The sequence below is a fragment of the Pseudomonas sp. SJZ131 genome, assembly GCF_007828705.1.
Taxonomy (GTDB): Bacteria; Pseudomonadota; Gammaproteobacteria; order Pseudomonadales; family Pseudomonadaceae; genus Aquipseudomonas; species Aquipseudomonas prosekii.
Window position 1 is genome coordinate 66,146 of the sequence record NZ_VIVC01000005.1, and the last position, 12,677, is coordinate 78,822.

Genomic DNA, 12,677 nt, shown 5'->3' on the forward strand with positions numbered 1-12,677 from the left:
TCTGGATAATCTGTCGACCGATTATTTCGATGGCGACGGTTGCGTGACGGGGCGCTTGCCTAACGTGCCATCGAGCACTAAAGCCTCGTTCAGGACGTCGCAGAACAGACTCAACTGGAAGCGACCATTGCGCACGTTGCCGGTGCGAATCCGCACTGTGAAAGGCTCATCGGTGAAAGGAACGCGCGTCGCGAGAGGCGGCTCGAAGACCATCGCCAGTGCCTGGCTGGAATAGTCGGAGCTCCAGCCGAGTGCGCCGTGGCTATCGAGCAGTGGGGTGCTGTCCACCGCAGTAATTACCAGGCGGTATTCGGCGTCTCGGTACAGGGTCAGCTCATCAACGCCCGGGATGATTGTTTCATTCGAAACGTCCTCTCCGGCGACTTGGGTGATCAACACGACGTTCCAGGCAAAAGCAGGAATGACGGTGAGATCGAAGCTGATTACTTCCTCTGGATGCGTGGGCACTAATGCGGTCACATAGAACCGCCCCACCCTTGCAGAGGTGAATGGATAAACCGATCGGCCCAGGGAATCGGTCGCAATAATGACTTGCTTGCCCACGCCTGAAGGGCCATCCACCCAGTACACGGGATAATTGGCCACGGGGCGGGCATCCGGCAACATTGCCTCCTTCACGTCGACCCACAGCAATGCAGGGCGCGCGGCCCCCGCGACTGGAAGCGTAACGACCTTATTGAAATTCTCAATAACCACGTCGGCAGGCACCCAAACCTTTAACTCGACAGCCGGAGCAATGCCCAATTGTGCATAGATCGTCCATTCACCCGCCTGTGATACCGCGATATCAAATTCGGAAATACCATCGCTTGTAGTCAAATGCGGGACTTTCACAGGGTCTGTGCTTGTCCACCACATCACCTCTTCATCAGCGACTGGCGCATCATCCAGCCCAACCACGAGGCACTGCACCATCAGGTGTTCATTGACCATCGGCGACGAGGACACAACAAATGTTTCGCGAATCCGCGGCTGATCGGCAAACGTGATCGGTGGGCTGAAGGTCAAGCGATGGCTGCCCTCGACATTACCAACGGCAATCGTCGCCAGGCCGGGGCTCAGGCTGGAGATCCAGACTCGACTGAGGCCGTCCTTGTCGGTAAACGTCTCGCCGGGGCGGATTTCACCCAGAGTCGTAGACCAGGCGACCTGTCGGTGCGCCGCCCGGTTGCCGTAATCGTCGGTCAGGACCGAATACATCTCCTGCTGCCACAAGCGTCCGGCCAATACCGGATCCCTGGGCACAATTGAACTCAATTCGCCTTTGAAACTGAGCGTCGCTTCATCACAGTCGATGACCACCGAGGGTGCGTAAGTCGCTTCATACAGCGGCAGATTGAATGACACGTGGGCGGTGCCCATTCTTGAGCCCGCCTGCAATACAGCCCGGGCCCGCCCCTGATCGTCGGTCTTGGTGATCGGTGTAAGGATGGCGCCCAAGTCCGTGGCCCAGTGTATTTCCACATTTTTGAGAGGCTCGCCATAAAAGTCGAGCAGCGTGCATTCAAACTCCGCGACCTCTTGCAGCACATTGGCGATCAGATGCGGATTGTCCACCACGCAGCGAGTAGTAAAGCTCTGACCAATTTCTGCGGAGTCCAGGACTGTCGTCGTGGCGTTGAACCGCGCCAGGCTTTCCAGCGCATTTTGCGCCGCCCATGCAAACTGCGCGTCCGGGTCCCAGGGTGCAAGCATCCCCAGACCCAATGCGGCGGCGGCATCCATGCCTTTTCCAGCCAGTGTCAAGGTACGTACAAGCAGGTCAAGATGCGCCAGGTTGCACAGGATCGGCCTTGGGCTGGCGTTGTCGTTTTCCGCGCTTCGAGTGATGTGTTCGGCGCAAGTCAATACGTGCCGTAGCCCGCAGCCGAAGTACGTGGCGAGCTTGTTGGCGGCAGCATCGCGCACCAGAGGCACAGCGTCTGGACTCATGTCCTCGGGCAACTGATTGACCTGAGTCAGGTAGTCGAGCATTTTCTCTTCGGGCTGCCGAGCCCGAGTAATCATTCGGCAATAAAACGTCAGGTAATAAACGCTGCGGATCGAAATCTCGTAACGACTGGCGAGGCTGAACCACAGGTATTGCTCACCGGTGAGCAAGGTCCGCAGCATCTGCGGGCTCAAGCCCAATTTAGCGGCGATGCGTGCCCGCCGCTCCAGCTCGGCGAGCAACTCCAGGAACAACTCTGGCTCATCCAATACGGGTCTCGACAGCGGCGTGTCACCTGCCGGTAACGCCAAAGCTTGCTGCAAAAAGGTATACGCATGCCCTTGTGACCAGGCGAGCACCTGCGCAGCCAGTAAAGAGTCAAGTTTCAGATACACCGCCAGACCTTCTTCCACGACGACTCGCTGTTCGTCGCGGCAACGCAACAGGATTACGCGGATCAGCGCGTGCAGGCGCTCGGCCAGGGAGGGGTCGACATTGGCGCCGAGAACATCGGTGACCACCTCTTTGATCACCGAGTCGGCGCGCGCCCGGTACAGCGCTTCGGTTTCGTCATGCCGCCCAATGACCAGACCATGTTCATCCACCAGTGCCGCCAGCTTGCTGATCCAGTCGAGAAGGCGCTCATCTTTGTCACGCAACGGCGCTCCTTCCTCCAGCAACGTCGCTTGCTGCATGCACACCGGCATTACCTGGCTACGCAACCTCAGCAATAGTTGTTCCTGACCGACCGACCACAGAGTCGGCACAAACACCGGATTGACGTTTTGCACCAGCCACAGCACGGGCAAATCGAACTCTCTGGTCCAGTTTGCGCAGGTGACCAATGCGCGGATAGAACTCAGTGCATCGGCGCCATCGCCAGTACCAAAACCGGAAAGAATAGGTTCACCCGCCAGTTGCGCGAGTAGCCCTTCACCCTCGCTCAAGGTCTGCAGCAATGCGGTTGATTCGATGGGCGTGAGCCCGGCCATCCGCCCGAGCCAGACCAGACGCCAGAAACTCGAGAGAATCGGCAGGCTGCGCTTCAAGTGAGTTTTGAGGCCGTAGGCCTTGGCGATTACTGTGGCGAGGAAACGGTAGGTCTCGAAATTGATCTCCAGACCACTGCAAATCTGATGCACGGTCTGCTGTTCATCCTCCGGGCGCGGCACGATCGGGAAATCAACCCCATCGATGCGCAGAGGTGTTTCGGCAGTGGCTTGACGGTTGAAGACTCGGTCAAAGTGGGCCAACTGCCCGTCCTGCCCGTACACCGACAGTACGTCGACCAGCGCAGCGAACTCTTCGGGCTGGCAGTCATTCTGGATATTCAACTCTTTGAACAAGCCCAGGAAACGCAAGGTATTGCTGCGAATCCAGATCGACTTCTGCCCCGTGCCGCGCTCTTCAGCCTGCATTGCCGCAATCAGTAGCTGATCGACATGGTGGCTGGGCAGTTGCAGCATGCGGTCGAGCCGACACTTGCGATTTATGCGATCCATACGATGCTCGAGCTCAGGCATGGGATCCTCACCGACGTTGAACAAACGGAACATGTTGCCCAGTCCGCCACGTTCCAACTCGATTGCCGGCTCCTGCCCCGCGTGTATGTATCGGGCGCCTGCGACGACTCCAGACAACGGCAAGTCCGGATCGCCCAGCGCAGAAGCGTTGGCAGAAAGCTTGGGGGTAAAAGCGCCACGGCCCACCAATGCCTCAACCCCGCGCTGATCAAGGCGCGTTGCCGGGCTAAAAACCTCGAGCGCACGCACGTTGTTCAAAAACTCGCCGAGGTTGCCAAAGTTGTCTCTATAAAATGATCCCGCAGACTGCTCCGGGTCGGGATCGACCAACCGGGTACGCGGGTCCACTCGCTGCAGTGGCGCCAGTGCCATTTGCGCATCGAGCGCAAAATAAGGGGCCTCGAGCAGCAACGCCAACTTCAGCGGCCCTATCGTGCTGCTCAGCTGCATGGCCACGTCTGCACGCGAACCCTGCCCACCGGCGTTTTTGAAATACGGGTAATCCAGATCCACTCGGCGAATAATGTCGCCCAGCGCTCCGTGCTCCAGCGTGCTGCCAACCACGTGATTGATGCTCTCCCAGTCATGGTCATAAGGCAGGCCGTTATGAAACCGACTCTTGCGCAGGTACGCTTTGACGTCGGTAATTTTCAATTTGGTCTGGATCTGCTTCTCCAACACCGTGTCGGCGATTTCCAGCCGGGACTGGCGCCGCTTGACCGCCATTTCGTCGATCAGCAATGCGTCCAGGTCCGGCCGCCGCGATTCCAGCGGCAAGACATTTTGTTCGTCCCCCTCAGGCACGATCTTGTCGCGCACCCACTCACGCAGCGACACCAGATAAGCGGTGGTCGACGCGCTGTTTTCGATGCTGCCAACCGGGGCACTGGCGTTGATATTCGGGGCGAATTGGTCCATATAGGTCGGCGGCGTCTGCAACCTCGCGGGTTCGTCAGTCGGCGGGTCCGCTCGCAAATAATGCTCGCGAAAGGCTCTGGCCATCGACAAGGCCAGCGCATTGCCACGAGCAATCATCGTCGTCGCTTGCGCGCGCGTCAGACCTAGGTCCTGGAGACCGGCGGCCCCCAATTTGATCAGGTCGAAAACACTGGGATTTTCTTTGATGTATTCATCGAAGGGCGAGCCAACCTGGAGATTTCGCGCCTCTCCCAGCACAGCACTGATCAGTAGATGAACCGGGTAGTTGTCAGCGGTGTTCATTGGACTCTTCCCTTCGAAAAAGACGATTACCAATCCGTCTATGGATAGGTTTGGCAGGCCTGGAGATTGAATCGTGACAAGAGGCTCTCAGCCGACGTCGATCACTTGCAGATCAAGCGCAAGCATCCAGCCCGATTGCATCTCTTCGTGGTAGGCCTTGCCTGTGACGCTGAAATTTCCCAGTGGCATTGCACGGGTCACAATCACCCACTGTCCGTGCTCGTCCACCGGACCGCGCCCCCATTCGGTATTGGGAGACCCCGCACGAACCAGGACCACTACTGCCCCTGGTAACGCAGTGCCAGTCAGCACGGCGACGGGCGACACTTGAGCACCAGTGGCTGGTACGTTGAATCGCGGCATGCTGACTTTTCTTGCAACCGTGAAATTGATGACGATGTCCGACGCGGCTGACTGTTGCCCGTCGATCGTCTGCACGCATGTCACCTGATGGGCACCCGTTACCAGCTCACTGCCGCGTACCGACCAGTTGCCCCGTGCATCGACTTGAGTGGTCGCGTAAACGTCTGTCAGCCTGTCGTGTCGGCACACTTTGATCTCTGCGCCCGGCATGCCTCGCCCGGCAAACAACGGCCGTTGCTCCAATGGCTGGGTCTCGTTGTCGCCGGGTTGGTCAATGATCGGTCGGTCGAATTCCGGCGCCACCTGGATCACCTTGAATTCGCGGTTCGGCTGCAACCACTTCGATGTCGCGCCATCCCGGCTCTGGCGAACAGAACAGCTGAACGGCAAGTCCGACACCGGTAATTGCACTTGAGATTGCACCGCCCAGCGGCCGTCACGGTCGACACGTGTCCGGGCAAGTACGGTATCCACTTCACGGGCCTTGATAATGGTGACTTCGGCACCAACGGCACCGCGTCCCTCCCACACCGGGTAACGTCCGACCTCTTGCCCCATGCGCGGAAACAGTACGGTGGGCGGCTCAAACTCGGCGAGCACCCGTTCCACCATGAAACGTCCCCCTTCAACCCACTCGGAAGGTAGATCGTCGATGGTCTGGCGCGCCATCACTCGAGCTGCGCCGACGGGCATGTCTGTGTTGCCGATCACTGTCCAGCGTCCAAGCGCATCTGCGACTGTCGAAGGGGCCAGCAGCTCATCGGTGTTGAACCAGGACGCGACATTAATGACCGCCCCCGGTGTGGCCAGACCACTGAATTGCGGCCGCACGCCAACCCAATCGCCCGCCAGCGGTTCAACGATCTGCGCAGGCAATTTCAGCACTGGCAGGGTGGGAATATCCGAGTACACCGATGTCAGCTCAGGACCAGCGCTGGCGATCGCAGAGATTTTGACTTCGCCCGGTATGTTTTGAGTGACCGACGTTGACCACGTGCCGTCCGGCAACACCGTCGTCGCACCCAAATAGGCGAAATACAGGCGCCGGTCGATACGTATCTCATCCCCCGGATAACCAAACCCGGATGCTCGCAGCGTTCGACCGACCGCTTCGCCGTCGCGCGGGCTGTCAATCACCGGCTGGTTCGGCACTACCGTAACAAGGTGTTCACGAGGCTCACTGAGGTAGTTTTTTTGCCGCACTCTGACTTCCAGCATCGTTGCGCCTGGTAGCAATGTCACTGACGTCTGCCATTGGCCGTCTGCGTCTATCACGATGCCGGTTTTCAGCGGCGCTTGCCCCCTGATCCCCAGCTCGACGGTGCCACCGACGGTCGCCGTACCCGAAAATACAGACGTGCGGCCTGGCCTGCCATTGACGGGCGGCACTTGGACGAGCGGCATCGAAACACGAACTTGCACGGTAATCTGCGCTGACCTCTGCGAGTCGTTACTGCTATTACGGTCTTCTTTCTGAATGGCATAAACAGTCAGATTTCCGGGTGCTCGTTCAGTCAGATGCACAGACCACTCGCCGTTTTCGTCCACTGGCCCCTGGCCCAGTGCGCCATGCGTAACCGAGTAAACGATGATCCAGCACCCATTGAAGCCGCGCCCCTTGATGACCGGCGTCAGGTCAACTTCCGAATTGTCGGGCGTGGTAAAAATCGGCGGCGGCGTCTTGACCGTAAATTGGCGAGTGGCCGTCGTCGAACCCTGCCCGCCGTAATTCGCGATTGCCGTCAGCAAGTACGTCGCCGGCGCCCAATCCTCGGTGGCGTCGAGGACGAAGGAGCCACCCGTTGCTGTAAGAGGAACATCGCCGCGCCCCGGAATCGACAGCGAGACCGACGAACCCGGCCAGGCGCTTCCGGAGATCTGCGGCCGTTGCCCGCTGATGGCCTCCACTGGAGGGTTGATGAAAATTGGCGGAGATATAGGCACCGTCATCGAGAACTCGGCACTGTCCGCCGAATACTGATTGTTGACCCATTGCCGGGCAGTCAGTTTGGAATAGATTCCTGGCGGTAAATCGGCGGTAGCAGTGGTCGTCCAACTCAAATTGGGTTGTACCGAAGCCTGCGGCACATTCGCCAGCAATACATTGTTGTTGTAGATGATGATCTGTACCGGCGAGGTGCCCCATTGGCGGCCAGTGCCGCTAAATCTCGGGCGCTGCCCCGTCACCGTGACCGTTGGGACCACAGGAACAGGCGTCGGGATGTTGACCGCCGTGCCCACTGCCCAACCCGAGTTGAAAATGCGCCCGCTGCCGCCATCCGAAACACTTTGCCGCCCGGTAAAGTTGTAATTCCCCGGTGTCAAAGAGGCCGGAATCACCGCAGCCCAGGTACCTGAGTTGATAGCAGCTTCGAGGAAGACGTTGGTGCCATCACCGTTGAAATGGACGTGCATCAGAACATTCGCACCGCTATGACCGGTGCCATGCAACTCGACCTCCGTTCCCTTGAGCCGAGAGGAAATCGTCGGTGTTGCAGGGCGGACCAGAAAAAGTATTGCCGTGCTGCGTATTGAGGTGACCGATCGATAAGTGTGGGTCGCGGTGATCGACTGCGGGCCTGGCGTCAGTACGACGGACTTGCTCCATGCGCCGGTGGCAGACGTGACCAACTGTGTGCCCAACGAATCATTTTCCGCACGGAATAATTCGATCCTGTTCTGCCAGAACCCGGCGGGGGCGGTGCCGTTGAACACTGAGGTTATTTCGATGGTCTTCGATGCCGGCACGGTAATGGTGGGAGGCCCGACAAGGTAAAACAGATGATCGGCCGACCATTGCGAGGGAATTCCGGAATAGATCTGACGTGTCGTCAGCTTGTGTTCAAGTCCTAAAGCAAAGGTATGTTGGCTGGTGCCGCTCCACGCACCGTTATCCATCACCGTTGCGTCACGAAGAACCGGCGTACCTCCGGTAATGGAAACCTCAACTTTCGCTCCCGGTATACCGCCGGTTCCCGATATCACAGGTCGCTGTTCTTTGGTGGGCGGTTCCATCAAGGGCTGAGTGATAGTGGGTGCCAGGACTATCCAGATTTCAACTGCGAACGACATCGTATTGCCTGCGAAATCAGGATAGGTCTGCTTCACAGCGATACGCTGCAAACCTGGTCCCATCGCAACGGTGATGGGCACCCAAATTGCTTGTGCGCCAGTCAACTGATGCGCAGAACTGAGTGCCGTACCTTCGGGGTGGCGAACTACCTGAACAGTCGCACCGGGAATACCGCTGACTCGAATATTCGGTTTGGTAGTATCGAATACCAGGCTCGGGTTCCCGACAACCGGGCGCTGCTCCACCATCACAGTCATGATCGGCGAGCGTCTATGGCTATCTGAGTACATGTCCCATTGCAATATCTGCAACTTGTGAACACCCGGCGCAAGCAAGTTGCTCAGTGTCAATGTGAAATGACCATCGCCTCCCATTTCCATTTGCAGACTGAGGGCATCTTCCAAGCCTGGAGTCACGACCCGCACACGTCGACGCGCATGTCCTGCGCCATTGATTGTCAGAAGGGCGCTGCCGCTCACTTTCGAGAAATCCTGAGGCGTATGGATATATGGAGCAGTATCCAAAGGAGTTTCAAGAGCATCAGAAGAATCGATCATCAAGGGCGGCCTCTTTATTGACTCAGACTGGAATGCAATCTTTTTAGTCCGAAACAACCAGCATGCCTACCTGTAAAAAGTGACAGTTCTGACGAATGGTCCTACAGAGTTTTCCGAAGTTTCAGTGCCTACAAAACAATGCGCCTTTGCCTACACACTCGCCGGAAACCGCTGGCTTGTGCGCTTCATGGCTGGCCCGTAAGTTGGTCGGCGTCGCTGCGCATTGGCAGCGGCCAGGTGTAGTCGCCCGGAAGGCTGATGAAGATTGCACTCGCTCACCCGACGGTCGGGATGTCCCTATCCCCCATCCGGATCGTCAGGTAGTTGAGCGCTGGGCGGATTGGGATGCCCCGGTTTTCAGGGCCTTCCGGCCGACTGACCTGTGTGACAGATCTGGAACTCAGGCAGACGCCGGCATTGGCTGAAAACTGAAGTACTGCTGCAAAGCACTCACCAATTGCACATATTCCGGCGGTGCCCATTGCAGGCTGAACCCGGCGTCATAGTGGTGGGGCGTGGCGTCTTCGTGGCACCAGAGGCAACAAGCACGCAAGTCGATGACCTGCATGCAGCCGTCAGTGGCGGGAATCTTCAGGCGCAAGTCGAAGTCAGCGCCAATCATCATCGGCAGTTGACTGATCAACATCAGCCCGTCTGCGGAGACATTGCCCAAAAACCCGATGGGCTTGTCGGTGACGCTGTTGAACACTCTGAGGAAATACGGCAGTTGATGCCGTTCGATACGGCGCTCGGTAAACATGCTGAATCCGCTACGCAAGGCTCTTAAGCAGAGCCGCACTAATGCTTCGGAACGAGCCTTGATGGAGCAACAGCGGCGCGCTCTCCTTGCTTCCGGTGCAACGGCCTAAGCAGACCGCTGCCAATTACTGCTGCCAGTCACAAGTGTTACGTGGGGCTGGAGATACAGCTCCAACCCGACCAATCGACTATAGCTCACCCTCCACGCTCGGCCAGGGTCGGGATGATTTCTGTCATCAGAACCGCGTCGGACGCACCACGGTGGCGGCGCTGCGTGTCGGGTAATGACCCAGCGAAGCCAGGGTTTCCAGACGCGCGCGGGCCCGGTAGGCGTATTCGCTCTGCGGGTAGGCAGCGATGATGTACTGGTATGTCTGCGCCGCGTCGATAAACAACTTCTGCCGTTCCAGGCATTGGCCGCGCATCATCGACACTTCCGGGCGCACATACGGCCGCGCACGGCTGGCGCGATCGACTTTGGACAATTCGAGCATCACCTGCTCGCAATTGCCCCGGTCATAGGCGCTGTAGGCGTTATTCAAATGGTGGTTCATCGACCAACGGGTGCAGCCCGTGACGCTGAGGGTAGCGAGGGCAAGGACGGCAATGAGCGCAAATCGCATGAGGGTTCTCCTGTCTTGAGCTCTGTATCGACCTGTTACGCAAATTCTTCAGGAATGTTCGTTTAAAGAACAAAGCGAATAACAAAGATCTGCAAAAAACAAAGATCTGCAAAAAAAAGTAGTGCAGATGAACAATGACTACAGCCACCGAGCATAGTAGCCTCACTCAGCGCTTGAACTCAGGAGTCTATGCATGTCCGTCCGTCGCACCAAAATCGTCGCTACCCTTGGCCCCGCCAGTAACTCGCCGGAAGTTCTCGAACAGCTGATTCTGGCTGGCCTGGACGTCGCCCGCCTGAACTTCTCCCACGGCACCCCCGACGAGCACAAGGCTCGCGCGAAGCTGGTGCGTGACCTGGCCGCCAAGCACGGTCGCTTCGTCGCCCTGCTCGGTGACCTGCAAGGACCGAAAATCCGTATCGCCAAATTCGCCGGCAAGAAGATCGAGCTGAAGATCGGTGACCAGTTCACCTTCTCCACCGCGCATCCGCTGACCGAAGGCAACCAGCAAGTGGTCGGCATCGACTACCCGGACCTGGTCAAGGATTGCGGCGTCGGCGACGAATTGCTGCTCGACGACGGCCGCGTGGTCATGCGCGTCGATACCGCCACCGCCACCGAGTTGAACTGCACCGTGCTGATCGGCGGTCCGCTGTCCGACCACAAAGGCATCAACCGTCGCGGCGGTGGCCTGACGGCGCCAGCCCTGACTGAAAAAGACAAGGCTGACATCAAGCTCGCCGCCGAAATGGAAGTCGACTACCTCGCCGTGTCCTTCCCGCGCGACGCCGCCGACATGGAATACGCCCGTCAACTGCGCGACGAGGCCGGCGGTACTGCCTGGCTGGTGGCGAAGATCGAACGCGCCGAAGCCGTGGCCGACGACGACACCCTCGATGCCCTGATCAAAGCCTCCGATGCGGTGATGGTTGCCCGTGGTGACCTCGGCGTGGAAATCGGCGATGCCGAGCTGGTCGGCATCCAGAAGAAAATCATCCTGCACGCACGTCGCCACAACAAAGCGGTGATCGTCGCCACGCAGATGATGGAGTCGATGATCCAGAACCCGATGCCGACTCGCGCCGAAGTGTCCGACGTGGCCAACGCCGTGCTCGACTACACCGACGCCGTCATGCTCTCGGCCGAAAGTGCTGCCGGTCTGTATCCGCTGGAAGCCGTGCAGGCCATGGCGCGCATCTGCGTCGGCGCCGAAAAGCACCCGACCAGCAAGACCTCCAGCCACCGTATCGGCAAGGTCTTTGAAAGCTGCGACCAGTCCATCGCCCTCGCGGCCATGTACACCGCCAACCACTTCCCGGGTGTGAAAGCGATCATCGCGCTGACCGAAAGTGGCTACACGCCGTTGATCATGTCGCGCATCCGTTCCTCGGTGCCGATCTACGCGTTCTCCCCGCACCGCGAAACCCAGGCGCGCGCCGCCATGTTCCGTGGCGTTTACACCGTACCGTTCGACCCGGCATCGCTGCCGCCTGAGCAAGTCAGCCAGGCTGCAATCGATGAGCTGCTCAAGCGTGGCGTTGTGGAAAAAGGCGACTGGGTGATCCTGACCAAGGGCGACAGCTACCACACCATCGGCGGCACCAACGGCATGAAGATCCTGCACGTTGGGGACCCAATGGTCTGATTGACCGGTTGCTGAAAAACCAAAGCCCCGCCATGTGAATGGCGGGGCTTTTTGGTTTCTGGGCCAGCATATGTGTTGCCTGGGCTGGCGCCATCGCGAGCAAGCTCACTCCTACAAGGGAACGCATTCCAACTGTAGGAGCGAGCCTGCTCGCGATGGGTCCAGCCCGATCACCGCAGAGCTAACGCCGGTTGATAAACCCCGACAACGCCGCCAGCGCTTCCGGCGAACGCAGCCGCTCGGTAAACAACGCGCCCTCCTCCTCGATCACCTTGCGCAGCAATTCGCGATCCGGTGCTTTCATCAATTGCTTGCTGATGCGCACCGCCTCGGCCGGCAGCGCTTCGAAACGCAACGCCATCTCCCGCGCCTTGGCCAACGCCGCTTCGCCACTGCCCAGCGCTTCGGTGGCAATGCCCCACGCCGCCGCTTGTTCACCGCTGAAGCCTTCGCCCAGCAGCAACAACTCCGCCGCTTTCGCGTGCCCGAGCAAGCGCGGCAGAATCAGGCTGGAGCCGAACTCCGGGCACAACCCCAGGTTCGCGAACGGCATGCGCAAGCGCGCATCGCGGCTGACGTAGACCAGATCGCAATGCAGCAACAACGTCGTGCCGATACCCACCGCCGCCCCGGCCACCGCGGCGATTACCGGTTTGCGGCAGTCGAGCAGGCTGAGCATGAAATGAAACACCGGGCTGTCGAGGTTGCTCGGCGGTTGCTCAATGAAATCGGCAATGTCGTTGCCGGCGGTGAAGCACTCCGCGGATCCGGTGATCAGCACCGCGTTGATCTCAGGACTCTGGTCAGCCTCGCTCAGCGCTTCGGCCAGTTGCGCGTACATGGCGCGGGTCAGGGCGTTTTTCTTGTCTGGGCGATTGAGGCGCAGGGTCAGCAGACCGCCCTCGCGTTCAACATGAATGGCATCTGGCATGGCAAGTCTCGCGTGGTTAGACGATCAGCGC

6 protein-coding genes are annotated in these 12,677 nt (G+C 59.0%); 1 reads left to right on the forward strand and 5 read right to left on the reverse strand.

Annotated elements, in window-relative coordinates; all coding sequences use genetic code 11:
• Positions 1–21: 21 nt before the first annotated feature.
• From FBY12_RS21325 to FBY12_RS21340, 4 genes are all read right to left on the reverse strand, one after another.
• Complete coding sequence (locus FBY12_RS21325) at positions 22–4,695, reverse strand: Tc toxin subunit A (RefSeq protein WP_178111789.1); 4,674 nt, start codon at positions 4,693–4,695, stop codon at positions 22–24.
• Positions 4,696–4,782: 87 nt separating this feature from the next.
• Entirely contained in the window at positions 4,783–8,688 is a 3,906-nt protein-coding gene (locus FBY12_RS21330; RefSeq protein WP_145255661.1) for a hypothetical protein, read from the reverse strand.
• A 400-nt stretch (positions 8,689–9,088) separates the two neighbouring features.
• Positions 9,089–9,448, reverse strand: a complete 360-nt coding sequence (locus FBY12_RS21335; RefSeq protein ID WP_145255664.1) for a PilZ domain-containing protein — start codon at positions 9,446–9,448, stop codon at positions 9,089–9,091.
• 235 nt (positions 9,449–9,683) lie between these two features.
• On the reverse strand, positions 9,684–10,070 hold the full coding sequence (locus FBY12_RS21340; protein ID WP_121731291.1) for a tol-pal system YbgF family protein: 387 nt from the start codon (positions 10,068–10,070) through the stop codon (positions 9,684–9,686).
• Positions 10,071–10,263: 193 nt separating this feature from the next.
• Between FBY12_RS21340 and pyk the strand changes: the two genes are divergently transcribed.
• The gene (gene pyk / locus FBY12_RS21345; RefSeq protein WP_092278746.1) at positions 10,264–11,715 is read left to right on the forward strand and encodes a pyruvate kinase; all 1,452 of its coding nucleotides are present in this window, start codon (positions 10,264–10,266) and stop codon (positions 11,713–11,715) included.
• Positions 11,716–11,896: 181 nt separating this feature from the next.
• Here the strand turns inward: pyk and FBY12_RS21350 are convergent, their stop codons facing one another.
• A complete protein-coding gene (locus FBY12_RS21350) occupies positions 11,897–12,646 on the reverse strand; it encodes an enoyl-CoA hydratase-related protein (protein ID WP_145255667.1) in 750 nt (249 codons plus the stop codon).
• Positions 12,647–12,677: the final 31 nt, after the last annotated feature.